The sequence below is a fragment of the Amycolatopsis sp. NPDC003865 genome, assembly GCF_053605345.1.
On the sequence record NZ_JBSGJA010000003.1, the window covers coordinates 298,863 to 321,214 of the forward strand.

Below are 22,352 nucleotides of genomic sequence, written 5' to 3' on the forward strand. Positions count from 1 at the left end.
CTCCGAGTGACCGCATCATCGTGGCTGCTGGTGGCCCTTCCTGGCCTCGGCGCCCTGATCCTCCTGCTGGCAGGGAAGCGCGCGAAGGCCTGGGGGCATCTGCTCGGCTGTGCCACCGTCACCCTCGCCTTCGTCTACGGGCTGATCCTGTTCTTCACGGCCGACACGTCGTCCACTGTGGACACCAAGGTGTACTCGTGGATCCCGGTCGGCCAGCTGCAGGTGGACTTCGGGCTGCGGATCGACGCGCTGTCGCTGACGTTCGTGCTGCTCATCACCGGCGTCGGCATGCTGATCCACTACTACTCGATCGGCTACATGGCCGACGACGAGGGCCGGTACCGCTTCTTCGCCTACCTCAACCTCTTCGTCGCCTCGATGCTGGTCCTGGTGCTGGGCAACAGCTTCGTGACGCTCTACCTCGGCTGGGAGGGCGTGGGTCTCGCGTCCTACCTGCTGATCGGCTGGTACCAGGGCCGCCCGTCCGCCGCGACCGCGGCGAAGAAGGCGTTCCTGATGAACCGCGTCGGTGACGTCGGGCTCGCACTGGCCATCTTCATCATGTTCAAGTACGCGGGCTCGACCGGCTACGCGCAGGTCTTCCAGGCGGTCGGTGACGGCAAGTTCTCGCCGGGCGCGATCACCGCGATGGCGATCCTGCTCCTGCTGGGTGCCTGCGGTAAGTCCGGCCAGTTCCCGCTGCAGGCGTGGCTCCCGGACGCGATGGAGGGCCCGACCCCGGTGTCGGCCCTGATCCACGCGGCAACGATGGTCACCGCGGGTGTCTACCTGGTGGCCCGCTCCAAGGACATCTTCAACGCCACCGAGGACGGCCGGCTGATCGTCACGCTGGTCGGCACGGTGACGCTGCTGCTCGGGTGCATCATCGGCTGCGCGTACGACGACATCAAGAAGGTCCTCGCCTACTCGACGGTCAGCCAGATCGGCTACATGATGCTGGCCGTCGGCCTCGGGCCGATCGCGTACGCGCTGGGCATCATGCACCTGGTCGCGCACGGCTTCTTCAAGGCCGGGCTGTTCCTCGGGGCCGGGTCGGTCATGCACGCCATGAACGACGAGGTCGACATGCGGAAGTTCGGCGGCCTGCGCAAGCACCTGCCGATCACCTTCATCACCTTCGGCCTCGGCTACCTGGCCCTGATCGGCATCCCGCCGCTGTCGGGCTTCTTCACCAAGGACGCGATCATCGAAGCGGCGTTCGGCCAGGGCGGCTGGCGCGGCTGGGTGATGGGCGGCGCGGCGCTGCTCGGCGCCGGGCTCACCGCGTTCTACATGACGCGCCTGATGATGATGACGTTCTTCGGCAAGGAACGCTGGAAGGACCTCAAGTCCGCCGACGGCCACGACTTCCACCCGCACGAGGCCAAGCCGGTCATGTGGATCCCGATGGCGATCCTGGCGGTCGGCTCGGTCGGGGCCGGCGCGTTCTTCGCCCTCGGCGACCGCTTCGCCCACTGGCTGACCCCGTCGGTCGGCGAGCTGGAGGAAGCGCACCACGCGCCGTTCGACGCCTGGGTGATCTCGGTCGCCGCGATCGTGTTCTCCGTGCTGGGCGTGCTGATCGCGTACCTGATCTTCCGCCGTGACATCCCGGTCGAGCAGCCGCAGCGGGTCTCGTTCGTCACCCGCGCGGCCCGCAAGGACCTCTACGGCAACGCCCTCAACGAGACGCTGGTCGCCCGCCCGGGCACCTGGCTCTCGCGGGCGCTGGTGTACGTCGACAACCGCGGCGTCGACGGCGCGGTCAACGGCCTCGCCGCCGGCCTCGGCGGCGGCTCCGGCCGGCTGAGGCGGCTGCAGACCGGGTTCGTCCGGTCCTACGCGCTGTCGATGCTGGGCGGCACGTTCCTGCTTCTGGCGGCTCTCCTGCTGGTGAGGTTCTCCTGATGACCTGGTTGCTCATCCTCATCCTGGTGCCGCTCGCCGGCTCCCTGGTGCTGGCGTTCCTGAAGGGGAACGACCGCGCCGCGGTGCTGGCCGCGCTCGGGTTCTCGATCCTCGAGTTCCTGCTGGTGATCCCGTTCTGGCTCAGCTACTCCGCGTCCGGTCCCCGGCTGCAGATGACGTCGAGCTTCGACTGGATCCCGACGTTCGGCGTGCACATCGCGTTCGGCACCGACGGCATCGCGCTGATCATGATCGCGGTGATCGCGCTGCTGGTGCCGATCGTCGTCGGCGGGCTCGGCACGCTGGACAAGCTGCCGCCGGGCCGCAGCGCGGGCGGGTTCCTCTCGCTGATCCTGCTGCAGGAAGCGCTCACGATCGGCGTGTTCGCCGCGACCGACGTCTTCCTGTTCTACGTGCTGTTCGAGATCATGCTGATCCCGATGTACTTCCTGATCGGCGGCTACGGCGGCGCGAACCGGCAGTACGCGGCGGTGAAGTTCTTCCTGTACTCGTTCCTCGGCGGCCTGATCATGCTGGCGTCGGCGATCGGGGCGTACTCGCTGGCGTCGGACAAGCTCGGCAAGGGCACGTTCGACTGGGCCACGCTGGTGACGGTGGTGCGCGACGCGCCGCTGTCCACGCAGATCTGGCTGTTCCTCGGGTTCTTCCTGGCCTTCGCCATCAAGGCGCCGCTGGTGCCGTTCCACACCTGGCTGCCGGACGCGGCGGGGGAGGCGCCGATCGGCGTCGCCGTCCTGCTGGTCGGCGTGCTGGACAAGGTCGGCACGTTCGGGTTCCTGCGCTACTGCCTGCCGATGTTCCCGGACGCGAGCAAGACCCTGGCGCCGCTGGTGCTGGTGCTCTCGGTGATCGGTGTCCTCTACGGCTCGATCCTGGCGGCGGGGCAGCGGGACATGAAGCGGTTCATCGCCTACGTGTCCATCGCGCACTTCGGGTTCATCTCGCTGGGCATCTTCGCGTTCAACGAGCAGGCGATGGTCGGCTCGGCGACGTACATGCTCAACCACAGCATCGCGACCGGCATGCTGATCGTGGTGATCGGCCTGGTGATCGCGCGCGGCGGGTCTTCGAAGATCTCGGACTACGGTGGCATGGCGAAGGTGACCCCGCTGCTGGCGGGCTTGTTCCTCCTCGCCGGTCTCTCGACGCTTTCGCTGCCGGGCACCAACTCGTTCGTCTCGGAGTTCCTGGTGCTCATCGGGTCCTATGTGGACCAGCCGGTCTACACGATCCTCGCCACGGTGGGCATGGTCCTCGCCGCGGCGTACGTCCTGTGGCTCTACCAGCGGGTCATGCAGGGTCCGGTCCGCGGTGACGCCCTGATCGGCGTCGGCGGCGGTCCCGGTACCGCCATGGCACCGGAACTGGGCGCCAAGAAGGCCATCACGGACCTGAACGGCCGCGAGATCGCGATCCTGGCGCCGCTGGTCGTGCTGGTCCTCGTCCTCGGCTTCTACCCGAAGCCGGTGCTCGACACAGTCACCCCGACGGTGCAGCAGACGCTGTCCGCGGTCCAGGGAGGCAAGTAACCGTGCTCGACATCCTCCTGACCCAGGCGCCGGAGCCGGTGCAGGTGCCGTCGGTCGACTACCCGGCCGTGCTGCCGGTGCTGATCGTCTTCGGCGCGGCGTGCGTGAGCGTGCTGGTCGAGGCGTTCGCTTCGAAGCGCTCGCGGTTCAGCCTCCAGGTGGGGCTGAGCCTGGCGGCGATCGTCGCGGCGGGCGTCAGCCTGATCATCTACGCGACGGGCAGCGCGCCCGCGGGCGGCGTCAAGACGTTCAGCGGCGCGATCTCGATCGACAAGCCGGCGCTGTTCCTCTGGGGCACGCTGCTCGCCCTGGCCGTCGGCGCGGTGCTGCTGATCTCGGACCGCGTGGTCGAGCCGGGCGGCGCGCTGGTGGCGCAGGCCGGCATCCGCCCGGGCACGGTCCAGGACCGCGCCCAGACGGCGACGGTCATGCAGACCGAGGTGTTCCCGCTGACGCTGTTCGCGCTCGGCGGCATGATGGCGTTCTGCGCGGCGAACGACCTGCTGACGATGTTCATCGCGCTGGAAGTGCTGTCGCTGCCGCTGTACCTGATGTGCGGCCTCGCGCGGCGGCGGCGGTTGTTGTCCCAGGAAGCGGCGGTGAAGTACTTCCTGCTGGGCGCGTTCTCGTCGGCGTTCTTCCTGTACGGGCTGGCGCTGCTGTACGGCTACGCGAACTCGGTGAAGCTGGCGGACATCGCGGCCGCGGCGGCGGGGTCGGACCGGTCGGACACGCTGCTGTTCGCCGGGCTCGGCCTGCTGGTGGTCGGGCTCCTCTTCAAGGGTTCGGTCGGCCCGTTCCACACGTGGACCCCGGACGTGTACCAGGGCGCGCCGACACCGGTGACGGCGTTCATGGCGGCGTGCACGAAGGTCGCGGCGTTCGGCGGGATCCTGCGCGTGCTGTCGGTCGCGTTCTCGTCGACGTCGTGGGAGTGGCGCGGAGTGCTCTGGGGCGTGGCGATCATTTCGATGGTGATCGGCGCGGTGCTGGGCCTGACGCAGACGGACGTCAAGCGCATGGTGGCGTACTCGTCGATCGCGCACGCGGGCTTCCTGCTGGTGGGCGCGATCGCGATGACTCGCGACGGGTTGTCGAGCACGCTGTTCTACTTGCTGGCGTACGGTTTCACGACGCTGGCGGCGTTCGGCGTGATCAGCCTGGTCCGCGATTCCTCCGGCGAGGCAACGCACCTGTCGGCGTGGGCCGGTCTGGCCAAGCGTTCGCCGTTGCTGGCCGGGGTCTTCACGTTCTTGCTCTTGGCCTTGGCCGGGATCCCGTTGACATCGGGTTTTGTCGGCAAGTTCGTGGTGTTCTCGGCGGCGCTGTCGGACGGAATGGCCCCGCTGGTGGTCGTGGCGCTGGTGTTCAGCGCGGTGGCGGCGTTCTTCTACCTGCGGGTGATCGTGCTGATGTACTTCTCCGAGCCGGCGGCGGACGGGCCCTCGGTATCGGTCCCGGGCTTCGGCACGGGAACGGCGATCTTCCTCGGCACGGCGGTGACGCTGGTGCTGGGCCTGGTCCCGGCGTTCGCACTGGGCTGGGCCGGAGCGGGCGGTTTCGCTTCCTGATTTCGTTCTGAAGGCCGCCACCCCCTGGTTCTATTGGGGGGTGGCGGCCTTCAGTTTGTGGCTGAGTTGCCGTCGATCCCCGGGCACGACGCTGATGTAGCCATCGGTGAGCGCCAACCCGACACGCCCTTCGTCGAGGTCGAGGTAGCTGACGGTGGTGGTGCCGGCGTAGAGCTGCCCGAGTCCTTCGTGAGGTCGCCGGAAGAGGGCGTCGAGTTCCTCGGCTTCCCGGCTGCGCGCCGGGGCGTCGTCGAAGACGTCGCTGACGTCCTGGGGGCCTTTGAAGTCCTCTTGGGACAGGGTGAAGGGCTTGATGTTCGCCGCCGGGTACGGGGGCAGATGAGCCACGAGGGCGTCGGCGGGATGGGTGTCGTGGCTTCGGAGTGTCACGCGATCGCCCCGGCAGACCACGAGCACGCCGTTGGTGGAGAGAATGCCGATCTGCCCGGTGTCGTCGCGGGCGTAGGCGTGGAAGCGGGGATTGCCGAGGCGGTGGAGGACGTCTTCGAATTCGGGGGTGTAGCCGTCGCCTTGCGTGAAGCCGTATTCGCTGAGTTCTTCGAAGACGGCGCGATCTTCCCGGGTTTTCGCAGAGGGCGGGACGTACCTGAGCCCACCGGCGAGAACGGGGTGCGGGTCGCCACAGCCGACGTTGCGCATGGCGGCGAGCAGGGCGGTGAGGGAGAGGTCGGCGTCGATCACTTCTTGGGCCGGTTCTCGCCGATCACCGGCGGCATGGGCTTTTCGATGAAACCGCCGAAGGTTTCGTCGGGGTCGGGGTTTTGCAGGTAGGGGGCCTTTTTCTTTTCCCGGTCTTCTTCTTTGCCGCGGCTGTTGAGGGGGGTGCCCATGGGCATGCCGTTGGCACCCCGAGGACCGGCGGCGCCGCGGGTGGCGGGGGTGCCGGGGAGCCGTTCTTCGGGGAGCCGGGCGCCGGTGTTCGCCCCTGGGCCGCGTGTGCCTGGCGTTGGCCCTGTCCCTGGTCCTGTGCCGGGTCCCGTTCCCATTCCGATGCCTGGCCGGTATCCGGTGCCGGTGTTGCTGCCGTAGCCGCCGGTCCCGGGGCCGAACCCGCCGGTGTAGCTGCTTCCGCCGGGCCCGAAGGAGTAGTTGTCGCCGAGGTTGCTGACGGGCTGCCCGGTGGGGCCGAACTGGTAGCCACCCTGAGCGACGGGAGGCATGACGGGCTGGGGGACGTAGCTGTTGGCGTGCGTGGTGTCGGTGTTGGTGGTTGTGGTTGTGGTGTTGCCGGCTTGCTGGCTGGGGTTCTGGTGTTGAACTTGCCGTTGTCCAGGTTGGACGTTCTGCCGGTTCTGCTGCGCGGGAACCTGAGGCTGGTTGGTGTTCCTGGCCCACTCACCGGTATCAGTGGGTCCGACGGTGTTGGTCTTGCTTTGCGTCCCATCCCCGGCAGTCCTCATGGAGACGGGGGCACCGGAGTCGCCGAGCTGGGCGTAGTGGGCAGGCATCTGACCACCGTTGGTACTGCTGGCGGAGTGATAGGCGCCGAAGGCTTCGATATTGGCTTGGCTGTCAGCCTGCCAGGTGGCGACCTTGGTGGCGTAGGAGCCAGTGCCGTCCCCGGTGAAGACGTGAAGAATGTCTTGAGCGGTGAGTTCGGGAGGCTGAGGGGCAACGGGCTTGACGGAGTTCTTGGCGGTCCCGAAGGCATCCATTTGAGAGCCAACGGCAGTTTGAGCGGTCTTGAGATGAACAGCATCATCAGCGGCGGCTTGAACAAGGGGGAGGGTGGCATCAGCGGCCGCCTCCCCGGCGCCACCCTTCCAGCCGGAGAGGGTCTTGGCACGGAGGGCACTGATCCGCTGAGCCCGTTCAACCATCCGAGTGGTCAAGTTCCTCGCACTGACTTCGGCATCCGACAAGGAGCCGATGCCTTCGCCGCCGGTGATCTGTTCGTAGATCTGGGCTGCAGTCAATGGACCTTCGGTAGCCATTATTTGTTCCCCTTCAGCGATACGACCACTTTGGAGGCAACAGACTTGGCCGCTTGGCAGGGGTCGCTCTTGCCGACGTTTCCGCGAGACTGTGTAACTGTCAGATCGACCGTGGAATGATCACTCGTACCGATGGCCAGCGAGCACATTCCTTCAGGCCTGCGATCCGATGTACCGAAGATGACCGCCGGGTAATCCTCGATCGGCTCCAGCGGCTCAAACAGCTTGTAATTGGTTCCTCGCGCGCGGTAGACACCCGTCAGCCCAAGGTTGTCGACAGTCGCAAAGATGATGTTCACACTGGCGCCAGAACCGTCTGCCGGATCCCAAGTGCAGGTTGGGCCTGCAGGGGCTTTGAGATCAGGTTTGGGTGTAACTGGGCCACCGAACAGATCGTTGATCTGCGACTCGGTCAACACGAAACAGGGCTCTGAGGCTGACCGTGCGGTATCAATCGGGTTTTCGACCGGTGGCACACCCGGGCCAGGTACTTCTTGCCCCGTACTCGAGGCTTCGGACGAGCTCGGCGCGTTCACCGGGGACGCTGTACCGGGTGTCTCCGACGAGCATGCGGAGAGAAGCAGCGACCCAACGCATGCCAAGAGCAGAACGCGGCGCACTAGAGGTTGCCTTTCGTGGTTTTGCCGATCTCGATGGCGTGAGTCTCTTCGGCATTCGCGTACTTGCCTAGTGCGGCGACGAACTTGTCAGCCATCTCGTCGCAGTATTTCGCCCGCTGCCGCAAGGTGTCGGTCAGGGCATTGCCTGAAGCGCGGACCAGTTCGGCGTTACCCGTGCTCGCGTACTCCAGGCCGGGTCCTTGTGCGCGAGCAAGTGTTTCCGCTTGTGCCGCGTCGATGCGAAACTCACCTGCAAGGTCCCGCCACTCACGCACCAGCTCGTGCAGCGTGGTCTCGTCGTACTCGAACCCAGCCCCGCCGGCACCTGCCCCGGACGAACCCCCATAAGACCCCGCATGCCGAGTCACCGGCTTCAACGGTGCCCGCCGTGTGCCGTGTGGGTCGTAAACCGGCCCCGTCGTCATCAGCTCTCCCCTAGCTTGCAGTGTGCTTCAACCCCTGCACCCTGCGTATCCGACGGCCAGCACACTACCAGGGTTCCCGCCTCCGAAAAGCCGAACGAACGAGGGCCGCGGCACGCACCAACCCGGCCGCGGCCCCCGGACCACCTATGGCGTCGGTGAGCAGGAGGTGTGGCCCAAAACCACCTGCCCGCTGATCCCCGAAGCCGGCAGGAAGTCGATCCTCAACATCGTCAACCCGATGCTTCCGTCGCCCGGGAGGTTCTGGATGTTGAACACCGCGTTCGCTAGCACCGTTCCGTTCGACTTCTTCAGCTGCGACACGTACCCCACCGGCACCGGGCTCGGCGGGTTCGGGATGCCCGACATCCCTCCGTAGCTCCAATTCGCGTTCGTCTGCGTCTGGGTCGCCACGCACTTCACCGTGAACGTCGACAGCTTGACGCGCGGGCCGCCCGCGCTCACCAAGGCCGACAGCTCGAAGTTCTTGCCCGTTGCCGTCGACGTCGTCGTGGTCGCGTCCGTGTTCGGGTCCGTCACCGTCGTCGTGCACGACGACGTTCCGCCGCCGAACGTGATGCCCGTCTTCGTCACCACCTGGGCCGTCGCGCTCGTCGGGCCGTCCACCGAACAGTGGCCCTGCGTCGGCACCGTGATCGTCGAACCCGCCTTCGTGAACGATGCCGAGCCGATGTTCGCCACCCCCGGCTGCGGCTCGGCGTTCGCCGGTGTGACGCCCGCGCACAGCACGGCTACTAGCAGTGTTCCGGCGAGCCCGCCCCGCCGAGCGATCGTGTTGCGCATTGCGAGTCCTCCTTGAGTGATCTCCCTGAGGGCAATATCCGCCCGCCGGAGACGTCCGTTGCGCCCGAAAACGGCGATCACCCCTTCGTGGATCGCGAACCACCCGTCGGTGGCGGGGGCGGGGGTGTCGTGTTCATCACCGTTTCCGCTGGACAGCGGGTAAACGACCGCGCGGGGTAGCCACTACGCTCAAGGCATAACCCGACCGGTGCACGAGTAGAGCGGAGCCGACGTGTCTGTGCCTTCCCCAGCCCCCGGGGCGGGATCCCTCCCCGCTGCGCCGGGTGGCGCCCTCGAGGACCTGCGCGCGTCCGTCGGCCTGCAGATCGCCGACGAGACCCTGCTGCGCTCGATCGCGTCCGGGCTGGCCGACGTCGAGAAGCTGCTGCGCGACGTCGTCCGCAGCGACGTCCAGGCCGTCAACGACGCCGCGTTGCACCTGGTCGAGGCGGGGGGCAAACGTTTTCGCCCGCTCTTCACGCTGCTGTCCGCGCAGTTCGGCCCGAAGCAGGACGACCACGTCGTGATCGCCGCCGCCGCGGTCGAGCTGGTGCACCTCGCCACGCTCTACCACGACGACGTCATGGACGAGGCCGACATGCGCCGCGGCGCCGAGAGCGTCAACGCGCGGTGGGACAACACCATCGCCATCCTCACCGGCGACTTCCTCTTCGCGCACGCCTCGCGCCTGGTCGCCGACCTGGGCACGGACGCTGCGCGGATCATCGCCGAGACCTTCGGCGAGCTGGTCACCGGCCAGATGCGCGAGACCGTGGGCCCCGGACCGGGTGACGACGCCGTCGCGCACTACCTCACCGTGATCGCCCAGAAGACCGGCTCGCTGATCGCCACGTCCGGCCGCTTCGGCGGCATGATGTCCGGCGCCGCCGAGGAGCACATCCAGGCGCTGCGCCGCTTCGGCGACATCATCGGGACCGCGTTCCAGATCTCCGACGACATCATCGACATCGCCTCGCCGTCCGACGAGCTCGGCAAGGCGCAGGGCACCGACCTGCGGGAAGGCGTCCGGACGCTGCCGATGCTGTACGCGCTGGCCGACCCGGACACCGACCCCCGGCTGGTCGAGCTGCTGTCCGGCCCGATCGCCGACGACGCGCTCGTGCGGGAGGCGCTGGAGCTGCTGCGGGCCAGTAGCGGACTCGAACGCGCACGCGTCACCCTTTCCGACTACGCTCAGCGCGCGCGAGCCGAGCTCGCCGCGTTGCCGGCGTCACCCGCCCGGGACGCCTGCGAGTCGGTCGCCGACTACCTGGTCGCGCGCACGCACTAAACAGGGGCAGGAAAGAGATGTCCATTTTCGGACAGGTATGGCTGTGGAGTCTCGCGGCGTTCTTCGTCGGCGTGCTGCTCACCTGGCTGGTGCTGGTGCTGCCGCTCCGCAAGAACGTCCGCAAGCTGGAGAGCTCGCTGGCGCAGGCGCACGCCGACGCCGCGCGCACGCCCGCGAACGCCGCCGGGCTGGCCGCGCCGGGCACCGAGGTGTACAGCCGTCCGGAGCCGCGGCCCGAGCCGGTGCCGGCGCGGGAGGAGACCTCCTACCCCGGCACGCTGGTCGCCGCGGCGCCGTTCAACCGCGACGACGTCCACGACGACATCGACGCGGACTTCGCCGAGCTGGACGCCCAGGTGCCGCCGGGGACGCACGACCCCGACGAGGCCTTCCGGCCGGCGGCGGAACCGGAAGACCGGGCGGCGGAGACCCAGTTCCTGCCGCCGGTCGCCCAGCCGGAGCCCGAAGACCCGTACCGCGCCGCCGCGACCGAGTACCTGACGCCGGAGGACGAGCCCGAGCCCGCGACGCCGGCGCTTTCGCGGCTCGAGCAGCAGCTCGACCCGGAGCCCGCCGCCGGTTCGCTGTTCCAGACCCCGGCGGAGGACCAGGCGGCGCCGGACTGGTTCGACGACGACAACGCCCCCTCCGAGCGGTCGGCGTTCGAGGAGCCGATGGAGCGCACGCGCTACCTCGGTTCGGTCGGCGGCGAAGCGCCCGAAGAGGCCGAGGAGACGCCGCAGTACGCGTTCGGCGGCGATGACGCGGCGAACGGCGACCTGGACGTGCCGCCGGAGACCCCCGCCGAAGCGACGCAGGTGCTGCCCAAGCGGCAGCCGCGCGAAGCGCTGCGCGGCGGGTTCGAGACGCCGCAGCCGATCCAGCCGTCGATGCGCACGGTCGAGCGGCGCGAGGCCGACCTGGCCGGTGCCCACAGCGGTTCGCTGTTCGAGCCGTCGGTGCAGCCGAACCAGGCGGCCGTCGCGGCGCCGGAACCGCCGCCCGCACGGCAGGCGGCGGGCGACGCCGTCCCGCCCGGCCCGTTCGGCCCCGGCTCGGCGATGCCGCGCCCCGGTGGCGGGCGGCCGAGCGACGCGTTCGAGGTCAAGGCCAGCGTGACGGCGCTGCGGTACTGCACTGAAGACTCGGCGCAGTTTCCGAAGATGGTGGCCGAAGTGTGGTTCCGGACCGCCGAGGACGCCGAGCGGGTCGGGTTCCGCCCGCTCAGCTGACGTCAGGCGCCCTGGAACAGGACGATGGCCGCGCCGCCGGGGTCGGTGACCACCACCAGGGAGCCGAAGGGCAGGTCCGTGCGCTCGCGGACGACCTTTCCGCCCAGCTCCACGGCTTTCGCCGCCGCCGCGTCCACATCGGACACCGGCGCGTAGGGCAGCCACTGCGGCGCTCGGTCGTCTCCGGGCGGCAGCTCGGTCAGGCCGCCCCAGGGTGCGCCGTCCGCGGTGAAGAGTGGCCCGTTGGACTCCCAGCCCAGCAGCTCGCCGAAGAACCGCTTGGTGCCGTCCACATCGGACGTCCGGACGTCGAAGAACACGAAAGGTCGCATGACCCAAAACTTAGGACACGTGTCCCAATCAGGCAAGCCCCCGAACGGCGAAGGCCGCCACGCGGGGGAGCGTGGCGGCCTTCGGCGAGACGGAAACTACGCGACCGTCCAGGTGTCCTTGCCGCGCAGCAGGGCCTGCAGGTCCGGCGTGCGGGCCTCGCGGGCCTGCGCGACCTGGGCGCGGGCGCCGTCGTCGTACGTCGGGCGCTCGACCTGGCGGAGGATGCCCGTCGGGACGTGGTTCAGGTTCTGGTCGCCCAGGCGCGACAACGCGAACGCGTACGACGTGTCGGCGATCGACGGGTCGTGCACCACGACGTTGTCCTCGCCGATGTCGGCGACCTTCGCGACGTCCAGGCCGCCCCAGTCGCCGCGCTTGACGCCGAACTCCTGGTTCGGGCCGAAGCGGATCGGCTCGCCGGCGCGCAGCGGGATCAGCCGGGTGGCGGCCTCGTCGGCGTCCTTGAGGACGTCGAACGCGCCGTCGTTGAAGATCGGGCAGTTCTGGTAGATCTCGACCAGCGCCGACCCACGGTGCTTCGCCGCGGCCTCGAGGACCTCGGTGAGGCCCTTGCGGTCGGAGTCCAGCGCCCGGCCCACGAACGACGCCTCGGCGCCGATCGCCAGCGAGAGCGGGTTGAACGGCGTGTCCACCGACCCCATCGGCGTCGACTTGGTGACCATGCCCTGGCCCGACGTCGGGGAGTACTGGCCCTTGGTCAGGCCGTAGATCCGGTTGTTGAACAGCAGGATCTTGATGTTGACGTTGCGGCGCAGCGCGTGGATCAGGTGGTTGCCGCCGATGGACAGCGCGTCGCCGTCACCGGTGACGACCCACACCGACAGGTCCTCCCGCGTGGTGGCGAGGCCGGTCGCGATCGACGGCGCGCGGCCGTGGATCGAGTGCATGCCGTAGGTGTTGAGGTAGTACGGGAAGCGCGACGAGCAGCCGATGCCCGAGATGAAGACGATGTTCTCGCGCTTGAGGCCGAGCGTCGGCAGGAACGACTGGACCGCGTTCAGCACGACGTAGTCGCCGCAGCCGGGGCACCAGCGGACTTCCTGGTCCGACTTGTAGTCCTTGGCCTTCTGCGGCTCGTCGGTGGTGGGCACAAGGTCCAGGCCACCGATGGTCGGGAGCCCGATGTCGATTGCGGTCACTTCGCCGCCTCCGTAGTAACGCTGGTGATGATCTCCGCGAACAGGTCCTGCAGCTCTTCGGCCTTGAACGCCATGCCCGCGACCTTGGTGTGGCTGTGGACGTCCACGAGGTACTTCGCCCGCAGCAGCAGGGAAAGCTGGCCGAGGTTCATCTCCGGCACCACGACCTTGTCGTAGCTGCGCAGGATGTCGCCGAGGTTGGCCGGGAACGGGTTCAGGTGACGCAGGTGCGCCTGCGCGATCGGCATCCCGAGCTTGCGCACCCGGCGGCACGCGGCCCCGATCGGGCCGTAGGACGAGCCCCAGCCCAGCGCCAGCACGCGCGCCTTGCCGCCGGACGGGTCGTCGACCACGACGTTCGGGACGTCGATGCCGTCGATCTTGGCCTGCCGCAGCCGGACCATCTTGTCGTGGTTGGCGGGGTCGTAGGAGATGTGACCGGTCTTGTCGGCCTTCTCCAGCCCGCCGATGCGGTGCTGCAGCCCCGGCGTGCCCGGGATCGCCCAGGCGCGGGCGAGGGTCTCGGGGTCGCGGACGTACGGCCAGAACTCGCCGGAGTCGTTGTCCGCGTTCGGCTCGGACGCGAACTCGACGCGCAGGTCGGGCAGCGTCTCGACGTCCGGGATCAGCCACGGCTCGGAGCCGTTCGCGATCGCGCCGTCCGAGAGCAGCAGCACCGGCGTGCGGTACTTCAGCGCGATGCGGGTGGCCTCGACGGCCGCGTCGAAGCAGTCCGCGGGGGACAGCGGCGCGACGATCGGGACCGGCGACTCGCCGTTGCGGCCGAACATCGCCTGCAGGAGGTCGGCCTGCTCGGTCTTGGTCGGCAGGCCGGTCGACGGGCCGCCGCGCTGGACGTCGATGACGACCAGCGGCAGCTCGACCATCACGCCGAGGCCGACGGCTTCGGACTTCAGCGCCACACCGGGGCCGGACGTCGAGGTGACGCCGAGCGCGCCACCGTAGGACGCGCCGAGCGCGGCGCCGATGCCGGCGATCTCGTCCTCGGCCTGGAACGTGATGATGCCGAAGTTCTTGTGCTTGGACAGCTCGTGGAGGATGTCCGACGCCGGCGTGATCGGGTACGTGCCGAGCAGGATCTGCAGGCCGGAGCGCTGCCCGGCGGCCACGATCCCGTAGGCGAGCGCGGTGTTGCCGGTGATCTGCCGGTAGGTGCCCTGGGCCAGCTTGGCCGGGGCGACCTCGAACGTCGTCGCGAACGACTCGGTGGTCTCGCCGTAGTTCCAGCCCGCCCGGAAGGCCAGGATGTTCGCCTCGGCGATGTCCGGCTTCTTCGCGAACTTCTCGCGCAGGAACTGCTCGGTGCCCTCGGTGGGCCGGTGGTACATCCAGGACAGCAGGCCGAGCGCGAACATGTTCTTGCAGCGCTCGGCGTCCTTCTTGCCGAGGCCGGTGTCGGCCAGCGCGCCCTGCGTCAGCGTCGACATGGCGACCCGGTGGACCTGGTAGGCCGCGAGCGTGTCGTCGTCGAGCGGGTCGTTCGCGTAGCCGACCTTGGTCAGGTTCCGCTTGATGAAGTCGTCGGTGTTCAGGATGATCGTCCCACCGTGCGGGACGTCGCCCAGGTTCGCCTTGAGCGCGGCCGGGTTCATCGCCACCAGCACGTCCGGCCGGTCGCCCGGCGTGAGGATGTCGTAGTCGGCGAAGTGCACCTGGAAGCTCGAGACGCCGGGAATGGTGCCCTGCGGCGCGCGGATCTCGGCGGGGAAGTTCGGCATCGTCGACAGGTCGTTGCCGAACGCGGCGGCCTCGGACGTGAACCGGTCACCGGTCAGCTGCATGCCGTCACCCGAGTCGCCCGCGAACCGGATCACGACCCGGTCGAGCTTGCTGACCTCGGTCGGCCTGGTCGCGGCGAGCGAGCCGTGACCAGCGCCGTTGCCGTTCGCACTCGTGCTCATGGGTCAGGGATTCCCTCTCTCCCGACGTTGCGGCCATCGGACACCTGCCCGGTGTCGTGACACGCGGATCACCAGGCCCTATCACGAGGTTAGCTCGCGCTCGACAACGATGTTCCTAGAGTCCCGGGGTCCCGAACGACCTCAATACTGCGCTGACGCTTCTTCTGTGCTGGTCCGACAAATACCTGTGACCGATGGTAACGGGTAGACCCCAGTCTTCGTTGTGATGCGGGTCTCGGACTCAGGGGTCCACCTGCTGGGATCAGGGGTGGGACCGGATGCGCGCCTGGATGACGGCCAGCCGCTCGGCGAACTCCGGTGAGGCCAGCGACGCCAGCTGCGGCTGGATCTCGACGTCGACGGCGTCGGCGTGCGCGGCCAGCGAGGCGGTGGTCCGCAGGCTGCGCTTGGTGGCGAGCAGCGCTTCGCGCGGCGCGGCGACCGCGGGAGCGGCGAGCTCCTTCGCGGCGGCCACGACGTCCTCGGCCACCTTCAGGGCGAGCCCGGCGCGCACGGCCGCCTCGGCGTCGAGCGGCTGTCCGAACAACGTCATCGCGGCGGCCACCTGCGGGCCGGCCAGCCGCTGCGTCATCCACGTCATCCCGCCGCCCGGGTGCAGCCCGAGCTCGAGGAACCGGGCGACGAACCTGGCGCGCGGCCCGGCCAGCCGGACGTCGGCGGCCAGCGCGAGGTTGAGCCCGGCCCCGACGGCGGCGCCGTTGACCGCGGCGATGGTCGGCAGGCTGCACCGGGCGACGGCGAGGAAGCCTTCGTAGATCGCGCGCAGGCCGGTCTCGTCGGCCCGGCCGAGCGCGGTGAGGTCGGCGCCGGCGCAGAAGGCGGGCGGGGTACCGGTGACGACGACGGCGTGGACGTCCTGGTCGCGTTCCGCGGCTTCGACGGCGGCGGCGAGCTGGGCGGAGAGGTCGAGGGTGAGCGCGTTGCGGCTGCCGGGGGCGTCGACGGTCAGCAGCGCGATGCCGTCGGAGTGCTCGCTGACGATGCTGTCGGTCATCGGGTCAGGGTATTGGTGGGGTGTGGGGGAACTGCTGGTGGTGCTGGTCGGCAACCTGCTGACGATGATCGACATGTCGGAACTGTTCGGCGCCCGCCGCCGCCGGGCCCGGGCCGCGGCTTTCGCGCGTGGTGAGCCGGTTTCGGTGCCGTGCGTGGTGCGCTCCGACGACGTGACGGCCGGGCGCGAGCTGCGTGGCTGGATCGCGGTGGGCGAGGGGCCGGCGACGTGGCGGGTCCCGGGCGGCTCACCGGTCGCGTTCGACCCGGGGGAGTTGACGATGCAGGCGGTGGACCGGCAGGCGGTGACGTTCCACGCGGCGGGCGGGCGGACCGAGCTGCGGCTGCACCCGGATGAGGCGCCGCTGGTGCTGCGGGGGCTGGCGGGGTGAGGGCGCGCCTCCGGCCCCCGGTCGCCAGCGTATCGGCGGGGGCCGACAGTCGCGCGGATCCGGCGGCCCGGGCCGGCTGGTACTCCACAAGCCGCCGGGCGTGTGGACAACCGCCGGTACCGGCCGCGCACCGGCCCGGAACCGTCGGACCCCGCCGATACGCTGGAAGACGGGGGGCGGAGGCCTCAGCTCTCCGGCGTCGGCGGCCGTTCCAGCAGGCGCGACAGCACCACCGTCGACACCGTCCGGTCCACGATCTCCAGCCCGCGCAGCCGCTCCAGCGCGGTCTCCAAGTGGTGGATGTCCGCCGCCCGCAGGTGGACGATCGCGTCCGCCGCCCCGGACACCGTGTAGGCCGCCACCACCTCCGGCAGCGGCTCCAGCCGCGCCCGGATCCGCGCCGGCGTGATGTTGCCCTGGCACGTGACCTCGACGAACGCCTCGGTGCCCCAGCCCAGCGCCTCCGGGTCGACCACCGCCGTGAAGCCCCGCAGGATCCCCGTTTCCAGCAGCCGGTCGACCCGCCGCTTCACCGCCGGCGCGGACAGACCGACCACCTTGCCGATCTCCGCGTAGCTTGATCGCGCGTTCGCCACGAGACACGAAACGATTCGCTGGTCGATGGTGTTCACACGCAACAGATAGCACAGATACGCGCAGCGAACAGCGATTGATTGCGATATTAGGCGCCCCTTACCCTGCAACCATGCAGGCGATGCGCGTACCGACCACCCGTCGATACCTGATGTGCCCTCCGCGTCACTTCGCGGTGGACTACGTGATCAACCCCTGGATGGACCCGACCCAGCCGGTCAGCGCCGAGGTCGCGATGGCGCAGTGGACCGAGCTGCGCGACACCTACCGCCGCCTCGGCCACACCGTCGAGGAGATCGACGCCCAGCCGGGCCTGCCCGACATGGTCTTCGCCGCGAACTCCGGCACGGTCGTCGACGGCCGCGTCCTCGGCTCGCGGTTCCGCGCGCCGCAGCGGGCCGCCGAGGCCGAGCACTTCCGCCGCTGGTTCGTCGAGCACGGCTACCGCGACATCACCATGCCGGAGAAGATCAACGAAGCCGAAGGCGACTTCGCCTGGACCGGCGCCCTGCTGCTCGCCGGCACCGGCTTCCGCACCGACCCCGCCGCGCACGCCGAGGCCCAGGAGGTCCTGGGCGTCCCGGTCGTCTCGCTGCACCTGGTCGACCCGCGCTACTACCACCTCGACACGGCGTTGTTCGTGCTCGCCGAGGCGACGGACACGACGCGCGCGCAGATCGTCTACTACCCCGAGGCGTTCTCGGCGGGCTCACGCCGCGTGCTGGAGCGGCTGTTCCCGGACGCCGTGCTCGCCACCCGCGATGACGCCGAGTGCTTCGGCCTCAACGGAGTGTCCGACGGCCGCAATGTCGTTCTCCCGGTCGAGGCCACCCGATTGGGTGAACTTCTCGCGGGCCGGGGGTACGAGCCCGTTTACGTCGACATCTCTGAGCTGCGGAAAGCCGGCGGCGGCCCGAAGTGCTGCACGCTCGAAATCCGGAAAGGGTAATTGCCGGCGAAAACCTGTAACTCACCCGTTTGCCACGGCGATTAATCGAAGTAACAAATCGACTACTCGCGGTGGCAGGCGGTGGAAGCGGTGGCGGTGAACCTCGCCCTGCACGGGATCGGCCGGCCGGCCCGGCAGCTCGACCCCGGCGAGGACGAGCGCTGGGTGACGGTCGAGCAGTTCGAGCAGGTGCTCGAGTCCGTCGCCGAGCGCGACGACGTCCACCTCACGTTCGACGACGGCAACGAGTCCGACGTCGAGATCGCCCTGCCCCGGCTCGTCGACCGCGGGCTGACGGCGGAGTTCTTCCCGCTCGCCGGCCGCCTCGGGCAGCGCGGCTACCTCGACCGGGACGGGCTGCGCGAGCTCGCGCGCGCCGGCATGGAGATCGGCTCCCACGGCTGGGAGCCGCGCGACTGGCGCCGCCTCGACGACCGCCAGGCGAGCCGCGAGCTGACCGAGGCCCCGAAGCTCCTGGGCGACCTGTGCGGCCGCCCGGTCCGGCGGTACTCGCTGCCGTTCGGTGCCTACGACCGCCGGGTGCTGACGCGGTTGCGGCAGGCGGGCGCGACGCGCGTCTACACGAGCGGCGGCGGCGCGGCGAGCCGCGACGGCTGGCTGCAGGCGCGCACCGAGCTGCGTCACGACCTCGACAGCGAGTCACTCGACGGCGTGCTCGCGGCCGGCCGGCGGCGGGGCACCTGGGCGGGCCGCCTCTTCCGGCGGGACTGACCCCTTCCCGATGATCGGGACGCGGTCCAGACCAATTTTCCGGACCCGCCCCCGGTGAGCAGCGTTTTCGTCAAGACCGGCCGCATGATGGGAAATTCCCGCACCGCGGGGTCTTGAACGTGTCCCGGTCCGGGTGCATCCTGATCGCCTCGCCGCCGTAAGGAAAGTTTCCTAACTAAAGGGAGCACCAGGAATGCGGAAACTGATCCTGCTCGCGACCATGGCGCTCGCCGCGGCCGTCATGCCCTCGGCGCTCGCGTCCGCCGCGCAGGCGCCGGCCCCCGCCGCGCCCGCCACCACCGCGGCCGCCCCGACCGCGGCCCAGCTGCTCGCGAAGACGAACAGCTGCAAGCAGATCTCCAACGGCAAGTACAAGACCGACGAGGACGTCTCGGCCAAGACCGTCGCGGTCTGCGACGCGAACGGCGCGGTCTTCTGGAAGGCCGACATGGACATCGACTGCGACGGCCAGCGGTCCTCGCAGTGCAACGAGGACACCGACTGCTGCTACCAGGACGACACGGCGTTCCACCAGTCCGACGGCAAGCCGCTCAACGCCGCGAAGCTGCCCTACATCGTCGTGCCGAGCTCGAGCAGCATCTGGAAGTACAGCTCGTCCCAGCTGAAGGGCGGCGGCTCCTGCGCCGTGATCTACAACGGCAAGGTGGAGTACGCGGTCATCGGCGACACCGGCCCGACGCAGATCATCGGGGAAGCCTCGTACGCGACGGCGAAGGACCTCGGCATCAACCCCGACCCGTCCAACGGCGGCACCGACTCCGGCGTCACCTACATCTGCTTCAAGAACTCGACCGTCTCCCCGATCGAGAACCACGCCAACGCGGTGAGCAAGGGCCAGAGCCTCGCCACCACGTTCGTGAACAACAACTGAGGCACGGCCGAACCGGGGCCGATCCGTTCAAGACACGGGCCGGCCCCGGCTGCTGTGCTGGGGGACATGAGCAAGGAACTGCGGAAACTCGCCAATATCGGACCCGCGATGGTCCGGGACTTCGCGCGTCTCGGCATCACCGAGCCCGCCCAGCTGTGCGGCCGTGACGCGGTCGAGCTGTACGAACGGCTCTGCGAGCTCGACGGCGTCCGGCACGACCCCTGCGTCCTCGACACGTTCATGTCGGCCGTCGACCAAGCCGACGGCGCGCCGCCGCGGCCGTGGTGGACCTACACGCCGGAACGGAAACGCCTCCTCGGGAGCCGCTGACCGGAACCGCGTCCACCGGGTTGATCACCCACGTGCAAGATGCAATTCGAGACCCGATTTTTACGCGAAAACCGTTACGCCTGACGGCTGTCTCACGCATTACCCCGTTCGCCGCCCTCCCGGTAACGATCCAGGGGGCCCCGCCGACCAACTTGAGGGTCGCGCGGAATAGCGGAGGTTTTGGCGTGAAGATCAGTGTCTTCGGGCTCGGTTACGTCGGCTGTGTCTCCGCCGCGTGCCTGGCGGGGCAAGGGCACCGGGTGGTCGGCGTGGACGTCAACCCGGTCAAGATCGATCTCATCACCCAGGGCAAGGCCCCGGTGGTCGAGGAGCGCATCGGCGAGCTGACCGCCGAAGTCGTCGCGAGCGGCGCGCTGAGAGCCACGACCGACGTCGCGGAAGCCGTCGCCGACAGCGAGATCTCGCTGGTCTGCGTCGGCACGCCGTCGGCGCCGAACGGCAGCCTCTCGACGGTCTACCTCGAGCGCGTCGCCGAGGAGATCGGCGAGGCGATCGCGAACAAGACCGAGCGGCACACCGTCGTCTTCCGCAGCACGATGCTGCCCGGTACCTGCCTGGACCTGCTGATCCCGATCCTGGAGAAGTCCTCGGGCCGCACGGCGGGCGTCGACTTCGGGGTCGCGGTGAACCCCGAGTTCCTGCGCGAGGGCACCAGCGTCCGGGACTTCTTCGACCCGCCGAAGACCGTGATCGGCGAGATCGACACCGCCAGCGGGGACGCCGTCGCCGGGCTGTACGAGGGGCTGCCCGGCCCGGTGTTCCGCGTGCCGATCCCGGTCGCGGAGATGACGAAGTACGCCGACAACTCCTTCCACGGCCTGAAGATCGGGTTCGCGAACGAGCTCGGCGCGATCTGCCGGGCGCTCGGGCTCGACTCGCACCAGGTGATCGACGTCTTCCTCGCCGACACCAAGCTCAACATCAGCCCCGCCTACCTCAAGCCCGGGTTCGCGTTCGGCGGCTCGTGCCTGCCGAAGGACCTGCGCGGGCTGGTCTACGCCGCGCACCGCAACGACGTCAGCGTGCCGATTCTGTCGCACGTCCTCGCGTCCAACGCCGACCACCTGCAGCGCGCGTTCGACCTGGTCGCGCGCACCGGCAAGCGCAAGGTCGGGCTGTTCGGCCTCTCCTTCAAGCCGGGCACCGACGACCTGCGCGAGTCGCCGCTGGTCGAGCTGGCCGAGAAGCTGCTCGGCAAGGGCTACGACCTGAAGATCTACGACGCCAACGTCAGCCTCTCGCGGCTGATGGGCGCCAACCGCGAGTACATCGAGGGGCGCCTGCCGCACCTCGGCCAGCTGCTCGCCGCGTCCGTCGAAGAAGTCATGGACCACGCCGACGTCCTGCTCGTCGGCACCAAGGACCCGGACGTGCTGGCGGCGCTGCCGCACGGTGGCGACCGGGTGCTCGTCGACCTCGTCCGCCTGCCCGACGCCGCCGAGCGTCGCCTTGAAGAGGGATACGCCGGCCTTGCCTGGTAAAGCGCTCATCCTCGTCGAAAACCTCTCCGTCCCCTTCGACCGGCGTGTGTGGCAGGAGTCCACGACCCTGCGCGACGCCGGGTGGGAAGTCCACGTGATCTGCCCGCAGGGCACGAAACGCGACACCGAGGCCGAAGCCGTCGTCGACGGCGTCCACATCCACCGCTACCCGCTGAAGGCGGCGACCGGCGGCCCCGCGGGCTACCTCCAGGAGTACGGCAGCGCGCTGTGGCACACGCTGCGGCTGGCGCGGAAGGTCGGCCCGGTCGACGTCGTGCACGCCTGCAACCCGCCGGACCTGCTGTACCTGGTCGCGAAGGTGCTCAAGCGCCAGGGCGCGCGGTTCATCTTCGACCAGCACGACCTGTGCCCGGAGCTCTACCTTTCGCGGTTCGACCGCGGGCAGGACCTGCTCTACCGCGGGGTCTGCGCGCTCGAACGCGCCACCTACCGCGCGGCCGACGTCGTGATCTCGACGAACGAAAGTTACCAGGAGGTCGCCCGGATCCGCGGCGGCAAGAAGCCCGAGGACGTCTTCGTGGTGCGCAGCGCCCCGGTCGTCGAGCGGTTCCACGAGGTCCCGGCCGAGCCCGAGCTGAAGAAGGGCAAGCCGCATCTGCTGGCCTACCTCGGCGTGATGGGCCCGCAGGACGGCGTCGACTACGCCCTGCGCGCGCTCGCGAAGCTGCGTGACGAAGTCGGGCGCACCGACTGGCACGCGGTGTTCGTCGGCTCCGGCGACGCCTTCGACGACATGGTCGCGCTGTCGGCGAAGCTCGGGCTGGCCAACCAGGTCGAGTTCACCGGCCGGATCTCCGACGAGGACCTCGTCCGCTACCTGTCCACCGCCGACGTCTGCCTGTCGCCGGACCCGCTGAACCCGCTCAACGACGTCTCCACGATGAACAAGGTCATGGAGTACATGGCGATGAGCAAGCCGATCGTCTCGTTCGAGCTGCGCGAGGCGCGCGTCTCCGCCGGCGACGCGGCGGTCTACGCCCCGGCCAACGACGAGTCGGCGTTCGCGAAGCTCGTTTCGCAACTGCTCGACGACCCGGAGGAGCGGGTCCGGATGGGCAAGCTGGGGCAAGCCAGGGTCGCCGGCGCGCTCTCGTGGGAGAACTCGGCCAAGAACCTGCTCGCCGCGTATGAGCACGCTGTGAAGTCCTGATCGCCGTT

At 69.2% G+C, this 22,352-nt stretch carries 22 protein-coding genes; 12 read left to right on the forward strand and 10 right to left on the reverse strand.

The features are described 5' to 3' along the window. Window positions 1-6: 6 nt before the first annotated feature. Genes nuoL through nuoN form a run of 3 tightly spaced genes read left to right on the forward strand, consistent with a single transcriptional unit; the run spans window position 7 to window position 5,029 of the window. A complete protein-coding gene (gene nuoL, locus ACWEVP_RS10075) occupies window positions 7-1,908 on the forward strand; it encodes an NADH-quinone oxidoreductase subunit L (protein WP_452062236.1) in 1,902 nt (633 codons plus the stop codon). Then, window positions 1,908-3,458: an NADH-quinone oxidoreductase subunit M gene (locus ACWEVP_RS10080; protein ID WP_452062237.1), complete on the forward strand. Its 1,551-nt coding sequence runs from the start codon at window positions 1,908-1,910 to the stop codon at window positions 3,456-3,458. Before nuoL ends, ACWEVP_RS10080 begins: the two co-directional genes overlap by 1 nt. A 2-nt stretch (window positions 3,459-3,460) precedes the next feature. Beyond that, complete coding sequence (gene nuoN, locus ACWEVP_RS10085) at window positions 3,461-5,029, forward strand: NADH-quinone oxidoreductase subunit NuoN (protein ID WP_452062238.1); 1,569 nt, start codon at window positions 3,461-3,463, stop codon at window positions 5,027-5,029. Between the two features lie 30 nt (window positions 5,030-5,059). Here nuoN and ACWEVP_RS10090 read toward each other — a convergent pair whose 3' ends face one another. The 5 genes from ACWEVP_RS10090 to ACWEVP_RS10110 all read right to left on the reverse strand — a co-directional run bounded on the left by ACWEVP_RS10090 (window position 5,060) and on the right by ACWEVP_RS10110 (window position 8,830). Beyond that, window positions 5,060-5,731 carry an ESX secretion-associated protein EspG gene (locus ACWEVP_RS10090; protein WP_452062239.1) on the reverse strand — a complete coding sequence of 224 codons (672 nt, stop codon included), beginning with the start codon at window positions 5,729-5,731 and terminating at the stop codon, window positions 5,060-5,062. Beyond that, window positions 5,728-6,966 carry a PPE domain-containing protein gene (locus ACWEVP_RS10095; RefSeq protein WP_452062240.1) on the reverse strand — a complete coding sequence of 413 codons (1,239 nt, stop codon included), beginning with the start codon at window positions 6,964-6,966 and terminating at the stop codon, window positions 5,728-5,730. Before ACWEVP_RS10095 ends, ACWEVP_RS10090 begins: the two co-directional genes overlap by 4 nt. Before the next feature lie 17 nt (window positions 6,967-6,983). Next, a complete protein-coding gene (locus ACWEVP_RS10100) occupies window positions 6,984-7,604 on the reverse strand; it encodes a DUF3558 domain-containing protein (protein ID WP_452062241.1) in 621 nt (206 codons plus the stop codon). After that, window positions 7,604-8,029 carry a hypothetical protein gene (locus tag ACWEVP_RS10105; protein WP_452062242.1) on the reverse strand — a complete coding sequence of 142 codons (426 nt, stop codon included), beginning with the start codon at window positions 8,027-8,029 and terminating at the stop codon, window positions 7,604-7,606. The genes ACWEVP_RS10100 and ACWEVP_RS10105 overlap by 1 nt, the downstream gene beginning before the upstream one ends. Window positions 8,030-8,173: 144 nt before the next feature. Next, window positions 8,174-8,830: a hypothetical protein gene (locus ACWEVP_RS10110; protein ID WP_452062243.1), complete on the reverse strand. Its 657-nt coding sequence runs from the start codon at window positions 8,828-8,830 to the stop codon at window positions 8,174-8,176. 238 nt (window positions 8,831-9,068) lie between these two features. Here ACWEVP_RS10110 and ACWEVP_RS10115 point away from each other — a divergent pair, with 238 nt between their 5' ends. Together ACWEVP_RS10115 and ACWEVP_RS10120 are read left to right on the forward strand one after the other, a co-directional pair. Then, entirely contained in the window at window positions 9,069-10,121 is a 1,053-nt protein-coding gene (locus tag ACWEVP_RS10115; protein ID WP_452062475.1) for a polyprenyl synthetase family protein, read from the forward strand. A gap of 17 nt (window positions 10,122-10,138) precedes the next feature. Continuing rightward, on the forward strand, window positions 10,139-11,353 hold the full coding sequence (locus ACWEVP_RS10120) for a sunset domain-containing protein (protein WP_452062244.1): 1,215 nt from the start codon (window positions 10,139-10,141) through the stop codon (window positions 11,351-11,353). A gap of 2 nt (window positions 11,354-11,355) precedes the next feature. On the opposite strand, the gene ACWEVP_RS10125 is transcribed toward ACWEVP_RS10120, so the two are convergent. From ACWEVP_RS10125 to ACWEVP_RS10140, 4 genes are all read right to left on the reverse strand, one after another. Then, complete coding sequence (locus ACWEVP_RS10125; protein ID WP_452062245.1) at window positions 11,356-11,685, reverse strand: VOC family protein; 330 nt, start codon at window positions 11,683-11,685, stop codon at window positions 11,356-11,358. Between the two features lie 96 nt (window positions 11,686-11,781). Beyond that, window positions 11,782-12,846 carry a 2-oxoacid:ferredoxin oxidoreductase subunit beta gene (locus ACWEVP_RS10130; RefSeq protein ID WP_452062246.1) on the reverse strand — a complete coding sequence of 355 codons (1,065 nt, stop codon included), beginning with the start codon at window positions 12,844-12,846 and terminating at the stop codon, window positions 11,782-11,784. Further along, window positions 12,843-14,768, reverse strand: a complete 1,926-nt coding sequence (locus tag ACWEVP_RS10135; RefSeq protein WP_452062247.1) for a 2-oxoacid:acceptor oxidoreductase subunit alpha — start codon at window positions 14,766-14,768, stop codon at window positions 12,843-12,845. The genes ACWEVP_RS10130 and ACWEVP_RS10135 overlap by 4 nt, the downstream gene beginning before the upstream one ends. Window positions 14,769-15,030: 262 nt before the next feature. Then, on the reverse strand, window positions 15,031-15,783 hold the full coding sequence (locus ACWEVP_RS10140) for an enoyl-CoA hydratase (protein WP_452062248.1): 753 nt from the start codon (window positions 15,781-15,783) through the stop codon (window positions 15,031-15,033). Window positions 15,784-15,805: 22 nt separating this feature from the next. On the opposite strand from ACWEVP_RS10140, the gene ACWEVP_RS10145 reads away from it, so the two are divergent. Then, complete coding sequence (locus ACWEVP_RS10145) at window positions 15,806-16,174, forward strand: hypothetical protein (protein ID WP_452062249.1); 369 nt, start codon at window positions 15,806-15,808, stop codon at window positions 16,172-16,174. Window positions 16,175-16,359: 185 nt separating this feature from the next. On the opposite strand, the gene ACWEVP_RS10150 is transcribed toward ACWEVP_RS10145, so the two are convergent. After that, on the reverse strand, window positions 16,360-16,806 hold the full coding sequence (locus ACWEVP_RS10150) for an Lrp/AsnC family transcriptional regulator (RefSeq protein ID WP_155548792.1): 447 nt from the start codon (window positions 16,804-16,806) through the stop codon (window positions 16,360-16,362). 83 nt (window positions 16,807-16,889) lie between these two features. Between ACWEVP_RS10150 and ddaH the strand changes: the two genes are divergently transcribed. The 6 genes from ddaH to ACWEVP_RS10180 all read left to right on the forward strand — a co-directional run bounded on the left by ddaH (window position 16,890) and on the right by ACWEVP_RS10180 (window position 22,344). Continuing rightward, window positions 16,890-17,717, forward strand: a complete 828-nt coding sequence (ddaH, locus tag ACWEVP_RS10155; RefSeq protein WP_452062250.1) for a dimethylargininase — start codon at window positions 16,890-16,892, stop codon at window positions 17,715-17,717. Window positions 17,718-17,798: 81 nt separating this feature from the next. Further along, entirely contained in the window at window positions 17,799-18,449 is a 651-nt protein-coding gene (locus tag ACWEVP_RS10160; protein WP_452062251.1) for a polysaccharide deacetylase family protein, read from the forward strand. 193 nt (window positions 18,450-18,642) lie between these two features. Then, on the forward strand, window positions 18,643-19,341 hold the full coding sequence (locus ACWEVP_RS10165) for a glycoside hydrolase family 75 protein (RefSeq protein ID WP_452062252.1): 699 nt from the start codon (window positions 18,643-18,645) through the stop codon (window positions 19,339-19,341). Between the two features lie 66 nt (window positions 19,342-19,407). Continuing rightward, on the forward strand, window positions 19,408-19,671 hold the full coding sequence (locus tag ACWEVP_RS10170; RefSeq protein WP_452062253.1) for a helix-hairpin-helix domain-containing protein: 264 nt from the start codon (window positions 19,408-19,410) through the stop codon (window positions 19,669-19,671). 185 nt (window positions 19,672-19,856) lie between these two features. Further along, window positions 19,857-21,173, forward strand: coding sequence for a nucleotide sugar dehydrogenase (locus ACWEVP_RS10175; RefSeq protein ID WP_452062254.1), 1,317 nt, complete (start codon window positions 19,857-19,859; stop codon window positions 21,171-21,173). Continuing rightward, window positions 21,163-22,344: a glycosyltransferase family 4 protein gene (locus ACWEVP_RS10180; RefSeq protein WP_452062255.1), complete on the forward strand. Its 1,182-nt coding sequence runs from the start codon at window positions 21,163-21,165 to the stop codon at window positions 22,342-22,344. The genes ACWEVP_RS10175 and ACWEVP_RS10180 overlap by 11 nt, the downstream gene beginning before the upstream one ends. The last annotated feature ends 8 nt before the right edge of the window (window positions 22,345-22,352 follow it).